The organism is Paraburkholderia sp. WS6, from assembly GCF_030464835.1.
Lineage (GTDB): Bacteria > Pseudomonadota > Gammaproteobacteria > Burkholderiales > Burkholderiaceae > Paraburkholderia > Paraburkholderia madseniana.
On the sequence record NZ_JALQCK010000014.1, the window covers coordinates 118,379 to 142,594 of the forward strand.

Annotated in this window: 24 protein-coding genes; 10 read left to right on the top strand and 14 right to left on the bottom strand. The window is 62.8% G+C overall.

What is annotated here, in order from left to right; genetic code table 11:
- Window position 1 precedes the first annotated feature (1 nt).
- Window positions 2–2,236: a xanthine dehydrogenase family protein molybdopterin-binding subunit gene (locus M0D64_RS18650; protein ID WP_266258805.1), complete on the top strand. Its 2,235-nt coding sequence runs from the start codon at window positions 2–4 to the stop codon at window positions 2,234–2,236.
- A 12-nt stretch (window positions 2,237–2,248) separates the two neighbouring features.
- Complete coding sequence (locus tag M0D64_RS18655; protein ID WP_266258806.1) at window positions 2,249–3,529, top strand: cytochrome c; 1,281 nt, start codon at window positions 2,249–2,251, stop codon at window positions 3,527–3,529.
- A gap of 76 nt (window positions 3,530–3,605) precedes the next feature.
- On the opposite strand, the gene M0D64_RS18660 is transcribed toward M0D64_RS18655, so the two are convergent.
- From M0D64_RS18660 to M0D64_RS18690, 7 genes are all read right to left on the bottom strand, one after another.
- On the bottom strand, window positions 3,606–4,262 hold the full coding sequence (locus tag M0D64_RS18660; RefSeq protein WP_171926992.1) for an amino acid ABC transporter permease: 657 nt from the start codon (window positions 4,260–4,262) through the stop codon (window positions 3,606–3,608).
- 2 nt (window positions 4,263–4,264) lie between these two features.
- Window positions 4,265–5,017: an amino acid ABC transporter permease gene (locus M0D64_RS18665; protein WP_171926991.1), complete on the bottom strand. Its 753-nt coding sequence runs from the start codon at window positions 5,015–5,017 to the stop codon at window positions 4,265–4,267.
- A 67-nt stretch (window positions 5,018–5,084) separates the two neighbouring features.
- Window positions 5,085–5,909 carry a transporter substrate-binding domain-containing protein gene (locus M0D64_RS18670; protein WP_154565297.1) on the bottom strand — a complete coding sequence of 275 codons (825 nt, stop codon included), beginning with the start codon at window positions 5,907–5,909 and terminating at the stop codon, window positions 5,085–5,087.
- Window positions 5,910–5,999: 90 nt separating this feature from the next.
- Window positions 6,000–7,073 carry an ABC transporter ATP-binding protein gene (locus M0D64_RS18675; RefSeq protein ID WP_266258807.1) on the bottom strand — a complete coding sequence of 358 codons (1,074 nt, stop codon included), beginning with the start codon at window positions 7,071–7,073 and terminating at the stop codon, window positions 6,000–6,002.
- A gap of 49 nt (window positions 7,074–7,122) precedes the next feature.
- Window positions 7,123–8,010: an ABC transporter permease gene (locus M0D64_RS18680; RefSeq protein WP_266258808.1), complete on the bottom strand. Its 888-nt coding sequence runs from the start codon at window positions 8,008–8,010 to the stop codon at window positions 7,123–7,125.
- Window positions 8,007–8,990 carry an ABC transporter permease gene (locus M0D64_RS18685; RefSeq protein ID WP_266258809.1) on the bottom strand — a complete coding sequence of 328 codons (984 nt, stop codon included), beginning with the start codon at window positions 8,988–8,990 and terminating at the stop codon, window positions 8,007–8,009. The genes M0D64_RS18680 and M0D64_RS18685 overlap by 4 nt, the downstream gene beginning before the upstream one ends.
- Window positions 8,987–10,081, bottom strand: a complete 1,095-nt coding sequence (locus tag M0D64_RS18690; RefSeq protein ID WP_171926988.1) for a PotD/PotF family extracellular solute-binding protein — start codon at window positions 10,079–10,081, stop codon at window positions 8,987–8,989. Before M0D64_RS18690 ends, M0D64_RS18685 begins: the two co-directional genes overlap by 4 nt.
- Window positions 10,082–10,631: 550 nt before the next feature.
- Here M0D64_RS18690 and M0D64_RS18695 point away from each other — a divergent pair.
- Window positions 10,632–11,525 (top strand): LysR substrate-binding domain-containing protein, encoded by an 894-nt coding sequence (locus tag M0D64_RS18695; RefSeq protein WP_266258810.1) that lies wholly within the window; start codon window positions 10,632–10,634, stop codon window positions 11,523–11,525.
- Window positions 11,526–11,572: 47 nt separating this feature from the next.
- Here the strand turns inward: M0D64_RS18695 and M0D64_RS18700 are convergent, their stop codons facing one another.
- Window positions 11,573–12,655: a calcium:proton antiporter gene (locus M0D64_RS18700; protein WP_266258811.1), complete on the bottom strand. Its 1,083-nt coding sequence runs from the start codon at window positions 12,653–12,655 to the stop codon at window positions 11,573–11,575.
- A gap of 424 nt (window positions 12,656–13,079) precedes the next feature.
- Window positions 13,080–13,433 (bottom strand): BON domain-containing protein, encoded by a 354-nt coding sequence (locus M0D64_RS18705; RefSeq protein WP_266258812.1) that lies wholly within the window; start codon window positions 13,431–13,433, stop codon window positions 13,080–13,082.
- 394 nt (window positions 13,434–13,827) lie between these two features.
- On the opposite strand from M0D64_RS18705, the gene M0D64_RS18710 reads away from it, so the two are divergent.
- Both M0D64_RS18710 and M0D64_RS18715 read left to right on the top strand, forming a co-directional pair.
- Window positions 13,828–14,475, top strand: coding sequence for a DNA-3-methyladenine glycosylase (locus M0D64_RS18710; RefSeq protein WP_266258813.1), 648 nt, complete (start codon window positions 13,828–13,830; stop codon window positions 14,473–14,475).
- A 269-nt stretch (window positions 14,476–14,744) separates the two neighbouring features.
- Window positions 14,745–15,089, top strand: coding sequence for a DUF4148 domain-containing protein (locus M0D64_RS18715; protein WP_266258814.1), 345 nt, complete (start codon window positions 14,745–14,747; stop codon window positions 15,087–15,089).
- A 284-nt stretch (window positions 15,090–15,373) separates the two neighbouring features.
- On the opposite strand, the gene M0D64_RS18720 is transcribed toward M0D64_RS18715, so the two are convergent.
- Window positions 15,374–15,817 carry a CBS domain-containing protein gene (locus M0D64_RS18720; RefSeq protein WP_154565306.1) on the bottom strand — a complete coding sequence of 148 codons (444 nt, stop codon included), beginning with the start codon at window positions 15,815–15,817 and terminating at the stop codon, window positions 15,374–15,376.
- A gap of 267 nt (window positions 15,818–16,084) precedes the next feature.
- On the opposite strand from M0D64_RS18720, the gene ribA reads away from it, so the two are divergent.
- The gene (ribA, locus tag M0D64_RS18725) at window positions 16,085–16,735 is read left to right on the top strand and encodes a GTP cyclohydrolase II (protein ID WP_154565331.1); all 651 of its coding nucleotides are present in this window, start codon (window positions 16,085–16,087) and stop codon (window positions 16,733–16,735) included.
- A 362-nt stretch (window positions 16,736–17,097) separates the two neighbouring features.
- On the opposite strand, the gene M0D64_RS18730 is transcribed toward ribA, so the two are convergent.
- Complete coding sequence (locus M0D64_RS18730) at window positions 17,098–18,024, bottom strand: NAD(P)H-binding protein (protein ID WP_266258815.1); 927 nt, start codon at window positions 18,022–18,024, stop codon at window positions 17,098–17,100.
- A 207-nt stretch (window positions 18,025–18,231) separates the two neighbouring features.
- On the opposite strand from M0D64_RS18730, the gene M0D64_RS18735 reads away from it, so the two are divergent.
- The 3 genes from M0D64_RS18735 (at window position 18,232) to M0D64_RS18745 (ending at window position 21,430) form a co-directional block, all read left to right on the top strand.
- Window positions 18,232–19,167 carry an AraC family transcriptional regulator gene (locus M0D64_RS18735; protein WP_266258816.1) on the top strand — a complete coding sequence of 312 codons (936 nt, stop codon included), beginning with the start codon at window positions 18,232–18,234 and terminating at the stop codon, window positions 19,165–19,167.
- A 105-nt stretch (window positions 19,168–19,272) separates the two neighbouring features.
- A complete protein-coding gene (locus tag M0D64_RS18740) occupies window positions 19,273–20,367 on the top strand; it encodes a triacylglycerol lipase (protein ID WP_266258817.1) in 1,095 nt (364 codons plus the stop codon).
- Window positions 20,368–20,458: 91 nt separating this feature from the next.
- Window positions 20,459–21,430: a lipase secretion chaperone gene (locus M0D64_RS18745; protein WP_266258852.1), complete on the top strand. Its 972-nt coding sequence runs from the start codon at window positions 20,459–20,461 to the stop codon at window positions 21,428–21,430.
- A gap of 28 nt (window positions 21,431–21,458) precedes the next feature.
- Here M0D64_RS18745 and M0D64_RS18750 read toward each other — a convergent pair whose 3' ends face one another.
- The 3 genes from M0D64_RS18750 to M0D64_RS18760 all read right to left on the bottom strand — a co-directional run bounded on the left by M0D64_RS18750 (window position 21,459) and on the right by M0D64_RS18760 (window position 23,668).
- Window positions 21,459–22,286, bottom strand: coding sequence for an anti-sigma factor (locus M0D64_RS18750; protein WP_266258818.1), 828 nt, complete (start codon window positions 22,284–22,286; stop codon window positions 21,459–21,461).
- On the bottom strand, window positions 22,283–22,801 hold the full coding sequence (locus M0D64_RS18755) for a sigma-70 family RNA polymerase sigma factor (protein ID WP_171926978.1): 519 nt from the start codon (window positions 22,799–22,801) through the stop codon (window positions 22,283–22,285). The genes M0D64_RS18750 and M0D64_RS18755 overlap by 4 nt, the downstream gene beginning before the upstream one ends.
- Window positions 22,802–22,942: 141 nt before the next feature.
- Complete coding sequence (locus M0D64_RS18760; RefSeq protein WP_266258819.1) at window positions 22,943–23,668, bottom strand: anti-sigma factor; 726 nt, start codon at window positions 23,666–23,668, stop codon at window positions 22,943–22,945.
- A 167-nt stretch (window positions 23,669–23,835) separates the two neighbouring features.
- Here M0D64_RS18760 and M0D64_RS18765 point away from each other — a divergent pair, with 167 nt between their 5' ends.
- Window positions 23,836–24,105 carry a DUF4148 domain-containing protein gene (locus tag M0D64_RS18765; RefSeq protein ID WP_266258820.1) on the top strand — a complete coding sequence of 90 codons (270 nt, stop codon included), beginning with the start codon at window positions 23,836–23,838 and terminating at the stop codon, window positions 24,103–24,105.
- The last annotated feature ends 111 nt before the right edge of the window (window positions 24,106–24,216 follow it).

A 24,216-nucleotide genomic window follows, 5' to 3' on the forward strand; every position in this document is an offset into this window, starting at 1 on the left:
CATGTCCCAGGGATTGCTCGATTCACAAAACGGCGCGCAGTCGTCGAAGGGTGGCATCTCGCGCCGCACCTTCCTCAAATTTGGCGTCACGGTAGGCGCGGCAACCGGCGGAGGCTTGCTGCTCGGCTTCAGCATGTCGGCCGTCAGTCAGGACCAGAAAGCCGGCAAATCAGTGATCGGCGGCGATGGGGATGAAGCGCCACAGAGCGGCGTGTTCGCGCCGAACGCGTTCATCCAGATCGACACAGCGGGCAAGGTCACGCTGGTGATTCCGAAGGTCGAAATGGGGCAAGGCGTCTACACGTCGATCCCGATGCTGATCGCCGAAGAGCTCGAAGTGCCGCTCGATTCGGTCACGCTCGACCATGCACCGCCGAACGAAAAGCTCTTCATGGATCCGCTGCTCGGCGGCCAGCTCACCGGCGGCTCGACGTCGATCCGCTATGCATGGGAGCCGATGCGCCGGGCTGGCGCGACCGCGCGCACGGTGCTGATCAGCGCCGCCGCGCAGCAATGGCAAGTCGATCCGGCAAGCTGTCATGCAGAAGCCGGTCAGGTGATTCATGTGGCGAGCAATCGCAGCATTGGCTACGGCCAGTTGGTGACAGCGGCCGCCAAATTGCCTGCGCCGCAGAACGTCAAGTTGAAAGACCCGAAAGACTTCAAGCTGATCGGCACCGCGGTGAAGCGCCTCGATTCGCCCGAGAAGGTCGACGGCACCGCCATGTTCGGACTGGACGTGCGCGTGCCGGACATGGTCTACGCGGCCATCGCGAACTGCCCGGTGTTCGGTGGCACGCTCGCGAGCGTCGACGATACCAACGCGAAGAAGATTCCCGGCGTGCGCCAGGTCGTCAAAGTCGATAACGCGGTCGCAGTGATCGGCGATCACACGTGGGCCGCCAAACGCGGTTTGCAGGCGCTGGATATCAAATGGAACGAAGGCGCGGGCGCGCAGATCGGGATGAAGCAGATCGTCGACGATCTCGCCAATGCCGCGCAGCGAAACGGTGCGGTGGCGCGTAAAGACGGCGACGTGAACAACGCGTTTTCAAACGCGAAAACGCGCGTCGACGCCGTGTATCAGCAGCCGTTCCTCGCGCACGCCACGATGGAGCCGATCAACTGCACGGTACACGTGCGGCCCGACGGTTGTGATATCTGGCTCGGCTCGCAGGTGCCGACGCGGGTGGTGGACGCCGCGGTTGCCGTCACCGGCTTGCCCGCGGACAAGATTGTCGTGCACAACCATCTGATCGGCGGCGGCTTTGGCCGGCGGCTCGAGTTCGACATGGTCACGCAGGCGGTCAAGATCGGCAAACAGGTGTCGACGCCCGTGAAGGTCGTGTGGACGCGTGAAGAAGACATCCAGCACGACATGTACCGGCCGTATTACTACGACAAGATTTCCGCCGGCCTCGACGCGAACGGCAAGCCGATCGCATGGCAGCATCGGATTGTCGGCTCGTCGATCCTGGCGCGTTTCGCGCCGCCCGCGTTCAAGAATGGTGTCGACCCGGATGCGGTGGAAGTCGCCTCGGACCTGCCGTACGACCTGCCGAATCAGTTGGTCGACTATGTGCGCCAGGAACCGCATGCGGTGCCGACTGCATTCTGGCGTGGCGTGGGGCCGACGCGCGGCACCTTCGTGGTCGAGAGTTTCATCGACGAACTCGCCACGCAGGCGAAAATCGATCCGGTGAAATACCGCCAGGATCTGCTGGGCAAAACGCCGCGTGCGTTGAACGTGCTCAATACCGCTACGCAGGCGGCGAACTGGGGCAGCGCGGTGCCGAAGGGCCAGGGGCGCGGCGTGTCGGTGATGCACGCGTTCGGCAGCTTCTTTTCGATGGTGGTCGACGTTGCGGTCGATCAGGGCGAGGTGGCCGTCAAGCGGGTCGTGTGTGCGGTTGATTGCGGGATGGTGGTGAATCCGAACACGATCGAAGCGCAAGTACAGGGCGGCATCATCTTCGGCATCACGGCGGCGCTTTACAGCGAAATCACGATCAAGGACGGTCGAGTCGAGCAGAACAACTTCACCGACTACCGGATGCTGCGCATCGATCAGGCACCGCCGATCGAGGTGCATATCGTGAAGAGCAGCGAGGCGCCTGGCGGCATCGGCGAGCCGGGGACGGCGGCGCTCGCGCCGGCTCTGACGAATGCGATTTTTGCGGCCACCGGCAAGCGGCTGCGGCAATTGCCCGTCGGTAGTCAACTACAAACCGCCTGACTGGAGCCCAACATGAAAAACACACTGAAGGGTTTCGGTGCTGCGCTGTGTATGGCGTTACCGTTCCTCACGGAAGTTCCGGCGCAAGCCGCGGATCAGGCGCTGGTGCAGCGCGGCGCCTATCTGGCGAAGGTTGGCGATTGCGTCGCTTGTCATACGGCGCCGAAGGGCAAACCGTTCGCGGGCGGCCTGCCGATGACCACGCCGATGGGCCAGATCTACACCACCAACATCACGCCGGATCAGCAAACCGGCATCGGCAATTACACGGAAGAGGACTTTGCGAAGGCGATGCGCGAAGGCGTCGCGAAAGACGGGCACAACCTGTATCCGGCGATGCCGTATCCGTCGTATGCAAAGGTCAACGACGACGACATGAAAGCGCTGTACGCGTACTTCATGAGCGGCGTCGCGCCGGTGCTGCAGGCGAATCGCGAGCCGGACATCAAATGGCCCTTGAACATGCGCTGGCCGTTGAAGTTCTGGAACATGGTGTTCCTGGAGAAGGGCGCCTATCAGGACAAGCCGGGCAAGGATGTCGCGTGGAATCGTGGCGCGTATCTGATTCAGGGGCTGGGGCATTGCGGCTCGTGTCATACGCCGCGCGGCGTCGCGTTCCAGGAAAAGGCGCTGGATGAAAGCGGCAACGCGTTCCTGACGGGCGGCGTGCTCGACGGCTGGTTCGCCGCGAACCTGACGGGCGAGCACAACGTCGGCCTGGGTCGCTGGAACGATCAGGATCTGCAGGCGTTCCTGAAGACCGGCGCCAATCGCCATGCGTCGGCATTCGGTTCGATGACCAGTGTGATCAACAACAGCACGCAGGGCATGAACGACACCGACATAGCCGCGATGTCGACGTACCTGAAGTCGCTACCGCCGGCGGGCGGCAGTGGCGCACCGCCTTATGCGTACGATCCACAAGCGACGAAAGTATCGCTGAACCGTCCCGCGAACGATGCCGGTGCGCGTGTTTATACGGCGTATTGCATGCACTGCCATGGTGTCGATGGACGCGGCTTTGCGCCGATGCTCGCGCCGTTGGCCGGCAATCCGAACGTGCTGGAGAAGGATCCGTCCTCGCTGATCAACGTGACGCTGAACGGCACGGAGGACCTGGTGATCGGCGGTATTCCCGCGCCGTATCCGATGCCGAAGTACGCGCCGGTGCTCAACGACCAGCAGATCGCCGACGTGCTGACCTTCGTGCGGGCCGGGTGGAATAACGGTGGTTCGGCTGTCACGGCGGGCGACGTGGCGAAGTTGCGGAAGTCGACCCAGGCGGCTCGATAGACGCACCGGGCTGACAACGAAAAAAGCGGCAACCGTGCAAAACGGTTGCCGCTTTTTTATGGACCCGCGGAAAGCGTTATCGGTGCTGCCCCACCTTTTGCCGCTTCTCCAGCACGCGCGCATACCACGTCAACGGGAAACACATCGCGAAGTAAATCATCGCGACCATGCCGTAGATCGGGAACGGGCGGAATGCGGCGTTGGTGATCATCGTGCCGGTCTTGGTCAATTCCGTGAAGCCGATGATCGACGCGAGCGCCGTGCTCTTCACCACCTGCACGAGGAAGCCGACCGTCGGCGCCACAGCGATCTTCAGCGCCTGCGGCCAGATGATGTAGCGCAGTTGCTGGCTGAACGTCATGCCCAGACTCGCGCCCGCAGCCCATTGACCACGCGGCACGGCTTCCACGCAACCGCGCCAGATATCGACCAGATACGCGCTGGTATAAAGCGTCAGCGTGACGGCTGCCGCAACCCAGGGCGACACATCGACACCCAGCAACGGCAGGCCGAAGAACGCCAGAAACAACTGCATCAGCAAGGGCGTGCCCTGAAACACTTCCACATACACCACAACGATTCGCCGCAGCCAAGGCAACGGCGACACGCGCATGGCGAGCAGGATCAGCCCGACAACGCCACCGCCGACAAACGCGATCAGCGACAACAACACCGTCCAGCGGGCGGCGAGTAACAGATTGCGGGCGATGTCCCACAGCGTGAATTCGACCATGATCAACGCTCCGTCGGCAGAGTGCGGGCGGCGCGCCACATCAGTCGGGTGCGCCAGTTACGCGGCGCGCTGTCGCTGCTGCCGCCGCGAGCTACGCGGCCCGCGAAGAGGCCACGGCCGAGCCGGTTCATGAGTTGCCGCAACACGATCGACAACACCAGATAGGTCGCGGTGATGATCACGTAGCTCTCGAACGAGCGGAAATTGCGTGACTGGATGAAGTTGGCCGCATAGGTCAGATCGGGCACCGAGATCTGCGAGACCACCGCCGAGCCGAGCATCACGATCAGCACCTGGCTCAGCAGCGCGGGAAACACGTTGGCGACCGCCTGCGGCAGCACGACGTAGCGAAACACCTGCCTTCCATGCAGGCCGAGCGCCTGCGCCGCCTGCACCTGACCGCGCGGGATCGAGTCGATACCGGCGCGCACGATTTCGATCGCGTACGCGCCGAGATTGACGGTCATCGCCAGAATCGCGGCCTGCACCTCGTCGATATGAATACCGAGGCTCGGCAAGCCAAAAAAGATGAAGAACAACTGCACGATGAAGGGCGTATTGCGGATCAACTCGACGTAAGTCGCGACCACCCAGCGCGCCCACTTCGGCCCGGCCACCGCAATGCTTGCGCCACCAATGCCGACGAGACCGCCGAGCAGGGTGGACACGGCGGTCAGCCCCAGCGTGACGGCGACGCCGCGCGCAAGCAGCCCCGCATACAGGCCGAAGCCGCTGAAATCGAACGCATAGGTCATAGCGTGGCGCTCATCGTGTGGTCAAACTCCGGCGCGGGCCGGCCTGGCCGGTCCGCGCAATAAAGGTTCAGAGGTCGGCCGGCAGCGGCGCACGCAGCCATTTCTGCGAAATCGCGTTCATGGTGCCGTCCTTGCGGGCCTTGGCAATCGTTTCGTCGACTTTCTGCTTCAGACGCGGCTCGTTCTTGTTCAAACCGACGTGATCCGGCGAGCTGAACAGCGAGAACTTCTGCTCGGGATCGTTCGCCGGATGACGCGCGAGAATGGTTGCGCCGACGTCGTTGCCGACTACCATCAACTGTACCTGACCAGAAAGAAACGCCGAAATTGCGCCGTTAGGATCGTCGAATCTTTTGATGGTCGCGCTGGGGGGCGCGATCTTGCTGACGCTCAGGTCTTCCAGCGTGCCGCGCGCGACCGAAATCGACTTGCCGGCGAGGTCGGCGGCGTTCTTCACGGGCAGCGTTTTCGGGCCGAAGACGGCTAGATAGTAGGGCGCGTAGGGCTGCGAGAAGTCGATCACCTTTTCGCGTTCCGGGGTCTGGCCGACTGAAAGCAGCATGTCAGCCTTGTGGTCGGCGAGGTAGGCCATGCGATTGTCGCCGGTCACCTGCACGAGCTCGACCTTTGCGTTGAGCGCCTTGCCGATCAGATTGGCGACGTCGATGTCGTAGCCCATCGGCTTCATGTCCGCGCCGATCGAGCCGAAGGGTGGGTAGTCCTCGAATACGCCGATCCGTACCGTGCCGGACTTGGCGATGTTGTCGAGCGCGTCCGCATGCGCGGCCGACGAAAAGGCGCACAGTGCGCCGAGGCCGGTGAAGGCGAGCGTCGCGGCGAGGGTGGCGAAGACGCGGCGTGCGTTTGATTGGGCAACTTGGGGCTGATTCATGGTCTTTCCTCTGTCGAAAACTCGGTATTGGAATGGGTTTCAGTGAACGCTTCAGCGACGCGTTTCGGTGCCTTGCCTCAGCGATACGTTTCAATGCGCCGCACGGGCGGCGATCAGTTTGCACGCGTGCGGTGGCAATTCCGCGAACACCGGCATGCCGAGCGTCAGCCCCGGCGTTTCGCGCGGTGTGGTCGCGGCAGTCAGGGTGAATCCTGCGCAATCGATCGTGGCTTCCAGAGACGCCCCCACGTCACGGATAAAAGTCACCGTGCCCGCGAGCCGGTTCTGCCCGGCATCGCCGGACGCTGTTTTGACGCACACGTCTTCCGGCCGGATCAGCAGACGGATATCGCTGCTGGACTCCGGCATCCGCGCCGGTTGCGTAACCGCAATGCGTCTTCCGCCCGGCAGACTGACGCCGCCCGCGCCGTCGTAGCTGACCGGCAGGATGTTGCCGAGGCCGATGAAGTCCGCGACGAATTCGCTGACCGGATCGCGATAAATATCAAGCGGCTTGCCGACTTGCGCAATCCGGCCTTTTTCCATCACCACGATTTCGTCGGCCATCGTCATCGCTTCGCGCTGATCGTGCGTGACCATGATCGTCGTGATGCCGAGACGCTGTTGCAGCAGGCGGATCTCGACCTGCATCGCTTCGCGCAGTTTGGCGTCGAGCGCGGAGAGCGGTTCGTCGAGCAGCAGCAGTTTCGGTTGCGAGGCGATCGCGCGGGCAATTGCCACGCGTTGCCGCTGGCCGCCGGAGAGTTGCGTGACCGGCCGGTTCGCCATGTGCGGCAACTGGATCAGTTCCAGCAATTCGGCGACGCGGCGCGCTTGCGCGTCTTTCGCGGTCTTGCGCAGCTTGAGCGGATACGCGACGTTCTGCGCCACCGTCATATGCGGAAACAGTGCGAGCGACTGAAACACCATGCCGAAGTCGCGCTGGTTCGCAGGCAGATGCGTAATGTCGCGGCCGGCAAAATTGATGCTGCCCGAGCTCGGCGTTTCCAGCCCGGCGATCATCCGCAAGAGCGTGGTCTTGCCGCAGCCGGACGGCCCGAGAAAGCACACCAGCTTGCCGTCGGGCACGCTCAGATCGACGCTGTCGACGGCATAGGCCGCGTTGAAGCGCTTGGTCACGGCCTGCAAAGTCAGATGGGTCATCGAATGCTCCAGCAAAAAGGCGTCAGCGCAGCGTGAATCGAAAAGGCGGTCAAAGCGCCACCCCTTCGTCGCCGATCAGCTTTTCGAGCAGCCAGATCAGCGCGAAGTCGATCGCGACGATGAATACGGCGAAACAGAACACGGTCGGATCGAGCGACGACACCGTGCGGCTGTAGAGCCACACCGGCAGCGTCATCGTGTCGATGCCGTACAGGAAGAACGTCACCGTGAATTCATTGAACGAGACGATGAACGCGAACAGCATGCCGGCGAGAATGCCGGGGCGCATGAGCGGCAGGATCACGTCGATCAGCGCGCGGCTTGGGCTCGCGCCCATCACGCAGGCGGCTTCCTCGAACTCCGGGCCGATCGAGGCCACCGACGCCGCGCAATTTTTTACGGTGAAAGGCAGCGCCAGAATCACGTGCGCGATGATCAGGCGGAATACGCCGAGTTCGATCGGCAGCACGTTGAACACCAGCAAGAGCGACAGGCCGAGCATCACCAGCGGATAGACGAGCGGCAACGCCACCAGTTGTTCGACCGCGGGCTTGCCGCGAAAACGGTAGCGGCTCAGCGCGTAGGCGGCGGGCACCGAGACGAGCGTGGCGATGACCATCGTCGAGAGCGCGACGATCAGGCTCGTGCTGAGCGCGGCGCCCATCGAGAGGGAGTCGCTCGCGTCCGGCGAGACGAAGCTGTGCCACGCCGCGCGATACCAGTGCAGGCCGTAGGCGTGCGGCGGGAATTCGAGCGTGTCGGCGGCGCTGAACGACATCGTGATCATCGTCAGGATCGGCAGCGCGGCGAGAAACAGCACGATGGCGGCGAGCAGCGCGGTGGCCTTGCCGAGCTGGCCGGGCATGGTGGTCGGCAAACGCGGCAAACGCGGCAGGCGCGGTGGGCGTGCCAGGGGAGTCTGGATCGGCGTGCTCATGCGTGAGGCTCCTCGGCGAGACGTTGTGTACGGCGCACGAGGCGCTGCGACAGTGCCATCACGGTGAGCGTCGCGACCATCAATACGACGCCCGATGCGGATGCGGCGGGCCAGTTAAGCAAGGGCGCGACCTGGTCGTGGACCAGCACGGCGAGCATCGGCACGCGGCGTCCGCCGAGCAGCAGGGGCACGGCGAAGGCGCTGGCGTTATACGCAAACACGAGCAGGGCGCCGGACACGAGTCCCGGCATGGCGAGCGGCAGCAACACATGACGCAGCGTTTGCCAACGCGTCGCGCCGAGCGTGGCCGCGGCTTCTTCATACGAGCTCGAAACCGCGCGCATCGCGCTCGACAACGGCAGCACGGCCAGCGGAAACGCCGTCTGGATCAAACCGAGCAACACGCCGTGTTCGCGATACAGCCACATCACCGGGTGGTCGACGAGGCCGCTGCCGAGCAGCGCGTGATTGAGCAGGCCTGCTGGGCCGAGAATGATCAGCCAGCCATAACCTTGCAGCAGCAGATTGACGAGCAAGGGCAGCAGCACGCCCGCGAGCAACAGCCGCCGCGCCAGCCGCGACTTGGTGCGCGCCATCGCGAGAGCAACGGGAATCGCCAGCAGCACGGCGCAGACCATGCTTTGAAATGCGAGCCGCAGCGTGAGCCACAGCGACTTCATGAAATAGCCGTCGATGAGATCGGCGTAGTTCTGCAGCGTGAAGCCGTGCCATTCGTTACCTTGCGTACCGAAGCTCATGCGCAGCACGACGAGTGCTGCCGCGCCGAGAATGGCCAGAAACAGCAGGATCGGCGCGAGCAGAATCCAGGGGCGCGCTTTCGCGAGCGCCGTGGACGCCTGCTCGTCTGGTGCGCGGGAAGCGGCGCCGGGCGAGCCGGAAGCCGCGCCCGACGCGTCACCGGACGCAGTGTCTGACGCCGACGAGGCACGCCGCGAAAAACGCGCGAGCATCGCGGTCATGCCGAGAAAATTTCGGTGTAGCGCTTGATCCACGCCGGCTGCACGACGGCGAGCGCTTTGTCGTCATGCAGGATTGCTTTCTCGGCGATCTGCTGCGGGCTTGGCACGAACGCGCGGCTCTCGGCCGGAATCACCGCCTTCGAATTGACCGGTCCGTTCAGCACGTCGGCAGCCATGCGGCCTTGCACACCGGCATCGAGCGAATGGTTGATAAAGGCGTGGATCAGATCGCTGTCGGCGGGATGCGACTTCGGGATCACCGTGAACATCAACTGCGTGGCGAAGCCTTCCTTCATCCCGTAGGTCACGCCCATCTTGTACTCGGGTTTGCGGATCTGGTCCGGGAAAAAGGCCGGCGAATAGATGCCGCCGATATCGAGCGAGCCGGTGCGGAACAGATCGGCCACCTGGTTCGGATTCTCGCCAAGCGTCATCACGTGGTCTTTCAACTGCATCAGCTTCTTGAAGCCCGGCTCGATGTTCTGTTGCGAGCCGCCGTTCATTTTCGCGGCGATGATCGCGAGGTCCACCGCTTCGGCCCATTCAGGCGGCGGCAGGAACAGGCGTCCGGCGTACTTCGGGTCCCACAGCGCTTCGTACGAAGACGGCGCCGTCTTGACCGTCGACGTGTTGTAGATCAACCCATCCGACCACAGCAGATAACCCACGCCGAAGCCGTTCGCGCCCGTGCGGTATTGCGGCGCGACCTCCTTCAGGTTCGGCAGCTTGTCGAGATCGGGCTTCATCAGCAGGCCCGCGTCGCCGAGACCCGCCGCGCCGACACCGGCCAGCGTGATGACGTCGTAAGTGGGGCGATCGCCCGCGGCCTTCACCTTGGCGACCATGCCGGACGTGCCGTCGGCGCGGTCGGCGATCACCTTGGCGCCGGTCTTCGCCGTAAACGTGGCGGCGATGTTGCGCAAGGCGGCGGCGCCGGTGTCGTCCGACCAGGTCAGCAAGCGCAGTGTCTTGCCGGAGAAGTTGTGCTCCTGTGCCCGCACATTGATGAACGGCATCGGCAATGTGGACGCCGCGAGTGCTGCGCCGATTGCCTTGATGGCCTGCCTTCTACCCCGTTTGATCTCTTGCATGGCGGTCTCCTGTGTTGAACGCCTGTTGCCTGGTGATATTCGCTCTGACCGCTGCTGCTGCATCGCCCATTTGCGTTGCCCGTCGTTCCCAACCTCACGCGATACCGGGTGCGTTGCGTGTTGATGCACTCTAGGTTTGCCAAAATCCCTCAACAAACGAAATATGCGCATGGAACGCATGACGGAATCTCATGGGTAGGCTGTCGCGCGACGCTAGCGGCGGCTTTGCTGTGGTCCGTGGGAACGCCAATCCAGTGGCGTATCGGGGTTAACGTCCATGATTTTTTTGCGCAGGCGGGCTGGAGGGAGGTATGAGGAAAGCTCGGTTCTGGTGCGGTATCCGGCGGGATGCGCCCTGAGTCGGTGCAAGCGGTGGCGCTCAGACTCGGATTAATAACCGGGCCATGAGCGAAATGCATGCATATTTGCCCGCGGACAACACGTGCGAAACATTCTGATCGCGTATCCTGTGGGCTCGATGGGCGTGATGGCACGCAAGGCCGCCCGCCCGCGCAATGACTTTTCCTGATCCCTGACCGGACTTATCCAGATGCGACGTCTCCCGCCGCTCAATGCGTTGCAGATTTTCGAAACCGTCGCGCGGCATCGCAGCTTCACACGCGCCGCTGACCACCTATGCCTGACACAAGGCGCGGTCAGCCGGCAAATCATCGCGCTCGAGGACTACTACAAGTTTCCGCTCTTCAAGCGCCATGCAAAGGGCCTGACGCTGACCGCCGAAGGCGAACTGTTGCTGCCGGCCGTGAAGGAGAGCTTCGCGCGTATCGAAGAGATATCGCTGCGCCTCACGCGTCAACGCACCGATCTCGCGCTGAAAGTGCCGACCTGCGTCATGCGCTGGATGTTGCCGAAGATCATGCGTTTCCAGGCCGAGTATCCCGAGCTGCACGTTCAGATCACCACCACCTGGCAGCATGACGTCGACTTCCAGCTCGAGCCGTTCGACGCGGCGATCATCTATGGCTCGTCACCGGGTGTGGACGTGCAGGCGGTGCCGTTATTCGAGGAGCGTCTGACGCCGGTGTGCGCGCCCGATCTGTTGAAAGACAAACCGCTGGACGAGGTGGCGGATCTGGCGCGCCACACGCTGCTGCATCCAACGCGCGACCATCGCGACTGGAAGATGTGGCTCGCCAAGGTGACCGAGGTGGATGCCGCGAATGCGCCTGCGATCGATGCTGAGCACGGCCCGAGCTTCGACACGCTCGACATGGCGACCAACGCTGCTTTGCAGGGCTTCGGCGTTGCCATCAGCGATCTTGCCTTGATAGACGAAGACGTCGCGGCCAAGCGTCTCGTGCGGCCATTCGATACGGTGCTCAAGACCGGCTGGCGGTATTACTTCGTGTATCCGGATTCAGTCGCGCATCAGCAGAAGCTGAATCTGTTCCGCGACTGGATTGCGGAGCATTGGGAAGAGTAAGGACAGAGGCCGGTTGTTTGCGTAGAGCGCGGCCCCGAGCCTTATCGTCAGGGCGCGAAGGACAGAAACAGATACGCCGCGAACAACGACAGATGGACGGCGCCTTGCAGGATCGTCGTGCGTCCGGAACTGAGCGTCAGGGTGCCGACGATCAACGTGAGCACCAGCAGCACAGTTTCCTTGCCGTCGATACCTAGGATGAGCGGCTGAGCGGTCCACAAGAACACCACGGCGACCGTTGGGATGGTCAACCCGATACTGGCCAGCGCCGAACCGAGCGCGAGATTCAGGCTGTTCTGCAAGCGATCGGCGCGCGCCGCGCGCACGGCGGCGAGCCCTTCCGGCAACAGCACCAGCGCGGCAATGATAATGCCGACCACCGCCGGCGGCGCGCCCGCATTCTTCACCGCGGTTTCGACCACTGGCGAGAGCACTTTCGCGAGCAACACGACGGCGACGAGGCACACCACCAGCAAGCCGCCGGCTGCCAGCGCGACACCGGCACTCGGCGGGGCGGCATGGACGTCCTCGTCGGGGACGCCGGCAAGAAAGTAATCGCGATGCCGCACGGTCTGGACGAACACGAACACCCCATACAGCACCAGCGACGACAGCCCCGCGAACGCCAGTTGCGACGACGACAAAACCGGGCCGGCACTCGTCGTCGTGTAGTTCGGCATGACCAGAGTCAACACGGACAATGACGCAAGCACTGCCAACGACGCCGCAGCGCCGCGACTCTGAAAGTCCTGCTCGCGATGCCGGATGCCGCCTACCAGAAGGCAGATGCCCACGATCCCATTGCACACGATCATCACCGCGGCGAATACGGTGTCGCGCGCAAGCCCGGCCTTTTCCGGCCCGGACGTCAACATCACCGAAACGATCAGCGCGACTTCGATCACCGTGACGGCCACCGCCAGCACCAGTGTGCCGAACGGCTCGCCGACGCGATGCGCGACCACTTCCGCGTGGTGCACCGCTGTGAACACCGCAGCGCACAGTGCGACCCCGATCAGCGCGAGCAGCAACCCGTTGCCCGGCAAGGCATACGCGATGCCCAGCACGATCCAGGCAACGAAGGGCGCGGCAATGGTCCAGCGGGGCAAAACGGTCGCGGGCGTGGTCATTCAGGGCTTCCTTTCGTTGCGTGTTCTTGTTGCTTGTATTGGACTGGCGCAGCAAGCGCGGACGGGCGCCGATGGGACACGGGTGCGGGCGTAAATCCTAAACCATCCTGTCAACAACGCGCCCTAACGCATTAAATTATAAAGGATAGTTCATAGCGGACGAGGTTTTGTCAGTCCGTGCGACGGATTGTGCCGACGCAGTGGCGAAGGCGGCAAGGCAACCTGCGGCTCATCGGCATCTGAAGGATTGAGTCGCGCAGGATTGCGCGGAAAATGCGACGCGGGTTCGATGGGTGAAACTCCATCAGACCACCACTGCCAGGTTGGCAGTTTCAGGGAAAGAATCCGAATGTTTAGGTCCGGACGCGCCGCCTCGTGATGAAGCGTTGCGTCCGGATGTAGCGCAACGACTGACTAAAGCGGTTTACTGTCCGACCGGACGGATCGACAGTGCGTTCTTGACCGACGTCACGCCCGGCACGGCTTGCGCGGCCTGGGTTGCCAGGTCGACTTGCGGTTGCTCAGGCACCGTGCCGGCCAGCGTCACTGCGCCGCCACGTGCGCGCACGGTGATGTTGGTCACGCTCAGGCCCTTGGTTTTCGACAGGGCGGTGCGCACCTTGCGTCCCAACGCACGGTTGGCCGCCTTGGCGCTCGGCGCCGAAGAAGCAGCCATGGGGGCCGCCGGAGCAGCGTCGCTGCTTTGCGCGTACGCATTGACGGATGCCAGAACGATCAGCGCGCCGCCGACCATCTTGATTGCCTGGAATGCTTTCATTCAACTCTCTCCTATTGTCATGAATACGACGGCCCCGGGATGGGCCGGTGTACTGCACCAGCGGGCACTGCGGGATCAAATCTGAATGGAACGTTGCTGCGATCGAGCGACTTCTTGCAATCTGTAAGCTGATCAGGCGCGCCTAAGCACACGCATGCCGGCAAAGGCTGTCCTGCAAGCCGGAAACACACGATACTCCAATTAGTGCCATGGTGAATGCGTCAGTGCCTGGAAATGAGGTTTTGGTACAACGAATGGGCCGATGAAGGCAGGCCGATGGCGCTCCACCGCTTGGTGCGGCGCGGGTGGCACGCCCGTTGGCGTGTCTGCTGCACTGGCAGGTCGCGCATCTATCGAACCCTGCGCCTGGCGCTTAACGACTCGTCCGAATTGCATGCCGAATCAGCCTCTATCTATCCTCCCATTGCTTCGTGACGATTTGCCGCTCGATACCGTCGCGCTGGCACGTTTCATGATCGGCAAATATCTGGTGCACGACCTCCCCGAAGGCCGTATCAGCGGCCGCATTGTCGAAACCGAGGCGTACCCGCTCGGCGATTCGACCAGCCACGCGTTTGCAGGCCGCCGCCCGTATAACGGGTCGATGTTTCTCGCCCCCGGCCACGCTTATATCCGGCTTACGTACGGGCTTTCGTACATGCTGAACATGTCTGCGGAAGCGGAAGAGGTCGGCGCAGGCATTCTGCTCCGCGCGATCGAACCGCTGGAGGGCTTGCAGTTGATGGAAGCGCGGCGGCCCGGCGTGCCGTTGCGCGATCTCGCGCGCGGTCCCGGCCGGCTCACCGTGGCCTTGGGCATCGACCAGTCGTTTGACGGCCGCGATCTTTGCAGCGGACATGGCCTGTGGATCGGCGTGATCGAGACGGGTGATGTGCAGATCGGCGTGACGACGCGCATCGGCTTGTCGCGCGAGATGCATCGGCCGTTACGGTTTTTCGAACCCGGCAGCGCGTTCGTCAGCGGACCGCGAAAATTGCTGCTACCGCCGCACGCCGACGCATTGACCAGTGCGCAAATCTGACTATCCTCGCCGGGCAATGCGGCAAAACACGCTCAGCGGGGGTGCTTTCTCGAAACGTCAGACGCAAAGGTTACGATTCCGACAATTATTACGGTAAAACGAAGCCTTCAATCAAGTTTGGCGGTAAGTTCCGCCGCATTCTTGCGTTTTGAACAATTATCTATCTCGCAATTAAGGGTTTTCCCGCGATGATTGGGTGACTAGACTGAAATCACTCGCTTCTCACGTGGTGTGGCAAGCGAAGCAAAAAACAGATCTGGAGGTAAGTCATGAAATCGCTCATCAAGGCAATCGCCATTGCAGCCGTCCTCGCCACCCCAGTCGCTTCGTTCGCCCAGTCGAGCGACCAGCCCGCGACCCGCGCAGAGGTCCGCAATCAGTTGATCCAGCTTGAACAAGCGGGTTACAACCCGGCCGCCAGCAACGACACGAACTATCCGCGCGACGTTCAAGCCGCCGAAAGCCGTGTGCAGGCGCAAAACCCGGCTGTCGCGCAGACGCAGGAACCCGTCGCGGATACCAGTGGCTACGGTGGCCGGGTGAGCGGTTCGTCACAAGCGGGTGGCGTCTTGCAACCGACGTCCGGCCCGAAGTCGGTTTATTTCGGTAACTAGGTTTGGAGCCCGGCTGGTGCGGCCGGCAGTTGATCTGATCGAAGCGGGGCGTGCGTGAACCAGCTCAGCGCACGTTCCGCGTTCTGCAAGCAATCAGCAGTGTGATGTGGCGAGGCACATGCGCGCTTTATGCGGCGTGCATTCTCGCAGTCCACAATTCAGGAACCTCCGCTGCCGCAAGGTAGCTTCGCCCAACCTTTTTCAAGGATTGGGCTTTTTTTGCGCCCCGTTTCGGCAGGGTGCGACGCCCGGCGTGCGGCGCGACCTGCGATATGCCGCGAACCTCAGGGGCGTTCGCCGTGGATATAGAACTCGAGTTGCTGAATCGTGAATTGCTGCTCGGCGATGATGTTCTTCACCAGGTCGCCGATCGATACCATGCCTACCAGGCGGTCGTTTTCGATGACCGGCAAGTGACGCATGCGCCGTTCGGTCATCAGGGCCATGCAATCATCGGTGGTCTGGTCGGGACGGACGAAGCGCACGGCTTTGCTCATGATGTCGCGCACCGGCGTAGCCTTCGACGAACGGTCCAGCAGGACGACCTTCCGCGCATAGTCCCGCTCCGTAACGATCCCGGCGATGCTGTCGCCGTCCGTTACGACCAGTGCGCCGATGCCTTTTTCAGCCATCAGCTTGATCGCCTCGTAGACAGAATCGTCGGCCCCGACCGTGAAGACGGTGGTGTTGTTCGGTTTGGTTTTAAGAAGCTGTGCAACGCTTGTCATGGAGCGACTCCGTTTCGCAGTGCAGCACGCCGATGCGGCGCGCTGGCGTGAGGGACAGGCCATTCCAGTATAGGCGCGGTGTGCGGCGGACGGACCTCGGGAATACCTGTGGCGCGCGGTGCGTTCAACTCAGGTAGCCATGTGATGCGCGTCGGTTTCGTACGCGGCACGCGGGCATCCGGGCGCGGTGTGCCGATTAGCGGTAAACTGCCGGTCCATACCGCATCCCAATATTGCGGGTTCATGTCAGCACCATTGTCCAACGCCATGCTCACGTCTCACGATCCGTCGCAAGCAACAGACGGCGCACCCAGCGGCGAGTGCGTCGTCCTCGACGCTACCGCCACGCTCCCCACGCGCTACGGCACGTTTACCTCCTACGTGTTTCGCGTGGCCGAAAGCGGCGCCGAACATCTCGCGCTCGTGATGGGCGACGTCGCAAACCAGTCGTCCGTGTTGACGCGCCTGCACTCCGAGTGCCTGACGGGCGACGTGCTCGGCTCGTACCGCTGCGATTGCGGCGAACAACTTGATCTGGCGCTGCGCTATATCGCGGCTGAAGGCTGCGGCGTGCTGCTGTATCTGCGCGGCCACGAGGGGCGCGGCATTGGCCTGTCGAACAAGATTCGCGCCTATGCGTTGCAGGAGCAGGGCCGCGACACCGTCGAGGCCAATCTCGATCTCGGCTTACCCGACGACTCGCGCGAATACGATTCCGCGGCAGGCATTCTGCGCACGCTCAAGGTCACCTCGGTTCGCCTGATGAGCAACAATCCGGAAAAATTCGACACGCTGTCAAAGCATGGCATTCCGGTGTGCGAGCGCGTCGCGCTGGCGATTCCGATGCGCGAGGAAAACGAGCGCTATATCCGCACCAAACAGTTGAAGTTTGGGCACTACTTCGACGAGAACGAATAATTGACGCATGCGCACCGGCCACCGTTTGCAAACGGCGGCCGGTGTCGTGGCGTCGGTTTTGTCAATGTAGTGCGGCCTTTTGATGCGGTGATGACGCATCTGAAGCGTGTCTATGGCGTATCGAGCCGCGGCGAATCAGAACAAGCCAAAGTCGTCGTTGCTATCCGGGATTGCGTTCAGCACGTCCCTGAGCGCTCGCCAGCCTGTCAGTCCAGCAAGACTTGCCCGGATCGCCATCCAATAGCGGGCGCTCGTAGTCGCGCGCGTTCGCGAGATTCGATGCGCTACGATCTTTCGCGATTCCATCGATGCGCGCAGCAAAGGGCAGGTATGCATGTCATTCCTCCTGATACGAGTGCCGTTTAGCGCGTATTTGCGTTTGCATTTGAAGTTGAAGTTGAAGTTGCAGCGACACGCGCCAGGATCGACGCAAACACATCCGCTAGCGCAGTCGCGCCGAAGCGCCGCTCGCTGATCTCCGTTTCGACGTCGATGCGGCCCGCGTTGTGCGCGTCGTATAGATCCGTGATGAGACGCGCGTGGTTCTCGCCGAGTCCCGCGCCATGGAGCATGGCGGCCCATTCGCCGCGTGGCACTTCGTGGGCCGTGATCTGACGGTGCGCCAATGCACCGAGCGTACGCGCGACGTCTAACGCGCTGACACGCGCTTCACCTTCGATGCTCACCACCCGTGGTGACACCTTCGCCGGTCTGTCGTCGAGCAATAGTTCGGCGGCCAGCAGCCCGACATCCTGTGCGGCGACCGTCGGATACAGCTTGCTCAATGGATGATGCAGACTCGGCAGCGCGCCTCTCGCGAGCGCGATTGGCAGCACGCGACCCCAGTTGTGCATGTGTTCCGCTGCACGCAGAAACGTCAACTGTGAGGCAACGGGCGCGAGTTGCGTTTCGAGGGTGTGAAACATCGTCGTGATGCCGGTGCCGCTCGGGTGTTCCGCGCCGTAGTCGGACAGCGCGAGCACGCGTTGCGGCGGGTTGGCGCGTAATGCGTCCGCGCTCACGTCGATCATGCGCCGCATCGTGGTTGCGGGATCGGCGTCTGCGTGCGGCACTGGGCACAGTATCTGTACCGCGTACGCTCCCTCGATAGCGCGCGCTACCGAAGCTGGGTCGAGCAGATCGGCGATGGCGATTTCACAGCCGATTTCCGCTAACACGTCGCCTTGTCCGGCGTGGCGCACGACCGCGCGCACTTCGCGGCCCGCCCGGCGCAACGCCGCCGCGCTCACTCTGCCAACATTGCCTGCTGCTCCAAAGATCACGAACACGTTGAGCTCCTTCCTGGGTCGGTATGCGGCCATCTTAGGGATACGGGGACGGAGAAACGCGCGGGCACGGATCGTCGTGCGCAGATTCGGATGATTGTTTTTCTTTGTGGCGGCGCAGCACGTGTGTTGAGGCGGTGCGAGCCAAGCGAAGGAGCGAAAAACGCAGCACAATGCACACACGTTTGCCGCCATCCACGAGGAAAAGCAATGAACGCCGTGACACCGATACCGCAGCCGCACAGTGGCTCCCGCATCGCGCTGCTCTCGAGCAAGACGCTCGGCTGGCAGGGCTTCGGCGCGGACCTGGTCAACGTGTCGGCCGGGCTGCACCGGATTCCGGCGCTCAAGCATCATCGCGTGGGTGTGCATGTCGGCGCGCCGGTCAAGGCGCGTTGCATGTGCAATGAGCGCCGCTTTTCGCGGATTCAGGCGCATGGCGATGCGGATGTGATTCCCGCTGGCGTCGACGGACAGTGGACCGATGAAGCCGCCTGCACGATTTTCAGTGTGTGGATCGGCGAAGACTTCGCACAGAGGACCGTCGAGCAACTGGAATTGAAGACGAGCGAAGCGCGGCTTCGTCCGCAGTTCCAGATGCGCGACCCGCGTTTTCAGCATCTGGCCTGGGCGTTACGCGCGGAACTCGAAGCGGACGATGCGTCCGATCCGCTCTACGCCGAAAGCCTGTGTACCGCGATGGTGGTACGGCTGATCGGCAGCGCGCCGGTGCTCGACAAACTCGAGAACAAACGTCGCACGCTTGCGCCGAAGACCGCCGCCCGCGTGATCGAGTTTATCGAAGCGCACCTCGATCAGCGCCTCACGCTTGGCGAACTGGCGGTGCATGCTGAATTGAGTGTCCCGCATTTCAAGGTGCTGTTCCGCGAAACGCTCGGCATGCCGGTGCATCAGTATGTGGTGCAACGGCGAGTGGAGCGGGCGAGGGCGCTATTGCTTCAAGGCAGGTTGAGCGCGAGTCAGATCGCGCTGGAGACGGGCTTTGCGCATCAGAGTCATATGGCGCATTGGATGGGGCGGTTGTTGGGGGTGACGCCGCGGGAGTTGGTCAAGTCAAGCGCGAATCCAGGAAGCATTGTCGAGCTCGATGCCGTCAATGCCCGTCGCATCGCCACACTGCGATAGACCTTAGAAACGCACTGCAGCATAAGCAGTTTGGAGTTCCCGCTCTATTGCCCTCACTCGATTTGTATAGCTAAATACGCGGACTTCGCAACCGGAGGCCGTCACATGTCGAAATCGAAGGGTTCTCGCATCGTCGCCTGGGCGATCGCGGCCGCTGTCGCCAATGCGCCGCTCGCTGTGCTTCTCACAATCGCCACACCGGTTGCCATCGATCGCGCAGTCGCCGCGACGTCGACCACCAGCGCCGACGATTATGCGGCAACCCGCTATCCGATCATCCTCGTCCATGGCCTCACCGGGACCGACAAATATCTCGGCGTACTCGACTACTGGTACGGCATTCAGTCCGACCTCCAGCAGCACGGCGCAAGCGTGTATGTGGCGAACCTGTCGGGCTTTCAGAGCGACGACGGTCCGAACGGCCGCGGCGAACAATTACTCGCCTACGTGAAACAGGTCCTGGCCGCGACCGGCGCCCAGAAGGTGAATCTGATCGGCCACAGCCAGGGCGGCTTGACTTCGCGCTATGTCGCTGCGGTAGCGCCGGAACTCGTCGCTTCGGTCACCACGATTGGGACGCCGCATCGCGGCTCGGAGTTCGCCGATTTCGTGCAGGACGCATTGCAAAAAGATCCGACCGGTCTTTCGACATCGATCATCGGCGCGTTTGCGAATATATTCGGCATCCTGACGAGTAGTAATCACAACACGAATCAGAATGCGGTAGCCGCGCTGCAAACGCTGACCACGGCCAACGCCGCGGCCTACAACTTGCGCTATCCGAGCGACGGCCTCGCTGCGCCCGGCTCGTGCCAAACGGGCGCCGCGACTGAAACCGTCAACGGCAACACGCATCTGTTGTACTCGTGGGCGGGCAGTGCGATTCAACCGACCTCGCTGCTCGGCATTCCGGGCGCCACCGACACCAGTGTTGCGCCGATCGATTCCGCCAACGTTCTCGATCCGTCGACACTCGTTTTGTACGGCACCGGCGCGATCATGCTGAGCCGCCAATCCGGGCAGAACGACGGCCTTGTCTCAGTGTGCAGCGCGCTCTACGGCAAGGTGCTTGGCACGAGCTACAAGTGGAACCATCTCGACGAGATCAACCAGTTGCTCGGCGTGCGCGGCGCGAATGCGGCCGACCCGGTGGCAGTGATTCGTACGCAGGCAAATCGCCTGAAGACGCAAGGCGTGTGAACGGATGCGGCGATTGGATCGGCAGCGAGGCAGCGCGCGGAGTCAGTGGCTGGTTTTCGTGGCGGTGGGTGCGGTGTCAGGCGGCGCGGCATTGTGGCTGAACCGCCTGCCGTCTGCGCATGATGCGTCAGCGCTGCATGCGGTGAATGCAGCGAGTTCTGCGCAACCCGCACCAGCTTCGGGCAAGGACATGGCCGCCGGCACGTCGGCGGCCGGCGCATTGCCCGCTTCGCTCGACGGTTCGTCGCCACCTCATCTGCCGACCGATGGCCGCGGCCACCTCGCGCACACGCGTGCGGTCCGCGATTTCTTCGACTACTTCCTGACGGCGCAAAACGAAATCTCTCCCGCGACGCTCGATGCATTGGTGCGTCGGCAGATCGCCGCGCAACTCGATGGCACGCCGGCCGCCGAGGAAGCGGTGACTGTCTGGCAGCGCTACAACGCTTATCGCACGGCGCTCGACCAGTTGCCACAAACCTCGCCAATCCAAAGCCAGAGCGGCGCAAAGCTGGACCTCGACGCGCTGCAGCTCTCGCTCGACCAGCGCGATGCCTTAGGCACCCGCTTGATGGGCGAATGGAGCGAGCCGTTCTTCGGCGCCGAATCGCAGCAGCAACATACGGATGTGGCGCGTCTGCGCATCGCGTCAGATGGCTCGTTGAGCGCCGCGCAAAAAGCGGCGCGTCTCGCCGCACTAGACGCGGCACTGCCGCCGGAAACACGCGCGGCCCACGAACGGGCACGCCAGCAGCAGGCCGCACTCGACGCGATCAGTCAGGCGCAGAAGCAGGGCGGCTCGCTCGATACGATGCGCGCACAGATTACGCAGACACTTGGGCCTGAAGCGGCGCAACGCGTCGTGCAGATGCAGCAGGCTGACGACGCCTGGCAAGCCCGCTATGCGGACTATTCAAGCCAGCGCGCGCAGATCGACAAATGGAATTTGCCGCCTCAGCAACGCGACGCGCAGATCGCGCAGTTGCGCCAGCACTTCTTCACCAATCCGAGCGACGCGATGCGCGCGGCGTCGCTCGATCGCGGCAGCAGTTCGGCAAACTGAACCCGCTGTCGCGGCGTGGTGCGGCATCTCAACCCGGCGCTGCGCCCGTCAATTGCGAGTACACGTCATGTGAGAGTTGCAACAGCACCTTGCGATCGATTCCGCCTGACACCGCATACCCAAAGTCGCCGTCCACCCAGTAGAACACGTTCACCGGACCGTCCTGATACAGCTTGAACGCGGTGGTATTCGAGTTCACCTGACGATGCGAAATGCACAGCGTCACGCGTTCGCCATTCGGCCCGCGATACATGAACTGCGCGGTCGGCCCATCGGCGCCTGGCAACAGACGCCCGCCCGAAAGATTGAAACCGCTCTTCGAAAGCATCGGCGGATGCACATTGGTGCCGAGCCGGTTGGACAGCCACTGCACGAAATCCTGTTCGTGATCCGCCGTCATTTCGGCTGGACGGTCGACGGCGGGCATATAGACCACATGCGCCACCGCGGCTTGCCGCGCAAACATTTCCGAACTGTCCGCACTGACCGGGCGCGTGTCGGAGTGGCCGGTGACCGGCGCCACGACGTCCTGTCCCATATGCGTGCCGACGCCGATGCCCACGCCCAGCACCAGCGCTGCCGCCATCCCGGCGAACTGCGGCCAGTTGGCGGCTATGCGCCAGCGGCGCCCACTGGCCACAGGCTTTTGCAGACGTTTGGGCACGGGCTCGCTCAGCACGCGGTCATAGCGTTCATGAAACATGTTGTTCAGCGAGAAATAATCGCTGACGCGTGTGGCCAACTCGGGGTTCTGTTCGAGCGCGCGCTCCACCTCGACGCGTCGTTCGTCGGACAGCGTGCCGTCCACGTACGCGTGCAGGTCCTGTTCGCCGATCGGCGTGTGTTGGTCGCTCATCGCACCACCTGTAGTTTTGCACCGGGCTGCGCGCCCGCCATCAATGCCCGAAGCCGCTCGCGCCCACGCGAAAGGCGCGACATGACCGTGCCGATCGGAATGTTCAACGCGAGCGCCACGTCGGCGTAGCTCATTTCCTCGAGACCGACCAGCAGCACGACTTCGCGCTGCTCCATCGGCAGACGCTGCAACGCGTAGTCGAGGTCGCGCATTTCCAGCGAACGGGTCTGATCGGACGGCACGGCAAATTCGCTTTCGTGGACGCTGTCGTCGTCGACCGCCACGTGGACTGCACGCGCCGACGCCTTGCGCGCCTGATTGGCGAACACGTTATGCATGATCGTGAACAGCCACGCACGCAGGTCGGTGCCGGGCTGGAACATGCCGGTCCGGCCGAGCGCGCGTTCGAGCGTGTCCTGCACCAGGTCGTCGGCGAGATCGCGATTGTTGATCAGCGCTCGCGCATAGCGCCGCAAGCGCGGCACATGCTCAATCAGCTCGTCACGGACATCCATTTTCAATCCCAATCGTGGGCTTCTCGTGGGGCGCCGGGTGGGCGGCCGTCGATTGAACCACCACGCGCATTCGAACTGCAAACACGCGTGGGTGCATTTTATTCCGTTGTTTTTGCAGCGTTGCAAAAACCTAGAGAGGGCCTATCGCACGGTCATCACGTCCGCGGCGCGCATCAGACCGTGGGTGCGGGCGTCGCCGGCGACCACAAAGCGCTGGCGCTGCGCCGTCCAGGTCAGCAGCCTGATCTCGCCGATACGCAGGGCGGCCCACTGCGGCTGGGCCGGAGCCAGCAGTGCCAGCGTGGAAATCAGCACGACGGGGCGGTTGTCGCCGTTCAGATAGATGAATTCGCTGGCGCGTTGGAAGGGGCTGAGCGATAGGACCCTTTGATCCACCAGTCGCAATCCGATCGCCGCGAGGTTGGGGGCGGCCACGTCGGTTCGCGTCGGCGAGGCAGCGGAATACTGTGCGGCGGCGGTTTCCGCCAACGCCATCACGGCGGCATTGTTGAGCGCCTGCCGGGACACCTGGGTGGCGGCCAGCCAGCCGCTCGCGGCGACCAGTGTCAGAACGAGCGCCCCGAGAGCGTTCAACACTTTGCCCGGGCGCTTTGCGGCCTTCAATCGGTCGAGTACGCCGCGCCATCCTTCGGCGCGGGTCGAAACGGGTTCGTCAGTTGTTTGGAAGGCCTGCTGCATCTGCGCGTTGAGCCTGCCGTAGAACGCCACGCGGCGTGCTTCCGCCGGATCTTTGCCCAGATAGTCCTGCAGAAAAGCAGCGCGTTCCGGCGTCAGCGTGCCATCGGCGTAGGCCTGAATGTCGGCTTCGGAAAGCGGCGAATCGGCGGGAGGGGCGGTTGAGGTCATGGTTTCGGCATTCGTCGGATTTCAGCTATCGAGTGGCGAACACACACAGGTGGGGGTTTATTCCACGTTCGAAGTTTGTTTTTTACGAAGCGCCAAGGCAGGAATAAAAGCCGCGAACTCGTGGTTATCCCTCATGCAAACCCGCACAAAACTCTCTGGAGTTCATCATGAAGAAGATTGCTTTTGCCGCATTGTCCCTTGCCGTTCTCGCCGCTTCGTCGAGTGTTTTTGCAGAAGGCAAGACACGTGCTCAGGTGTACCAGGAATTGATCGAAGCCCAGCAGAACGGCCTTGACTACGTCACTGATACGTCGTATCCGGATGTGAACCCCATCTTCGCACAGCAGGTCGCGCACAACAAGGAAGCACTTGCCGCCAAGGCGGCCGCCGCGAGCCATGCCGCGAGCAGCACCGCGCCGGCAGGCAGCGTCAATTGACGGTATCGATAGCCGGCGCGCACACGGAACGGACGCGCCGGATGTCGAATGGAATAGATCGCCGAACTCGGTGTTTGCCGATGAGTGCATCTATCCGAGAGTCAAGGAGTC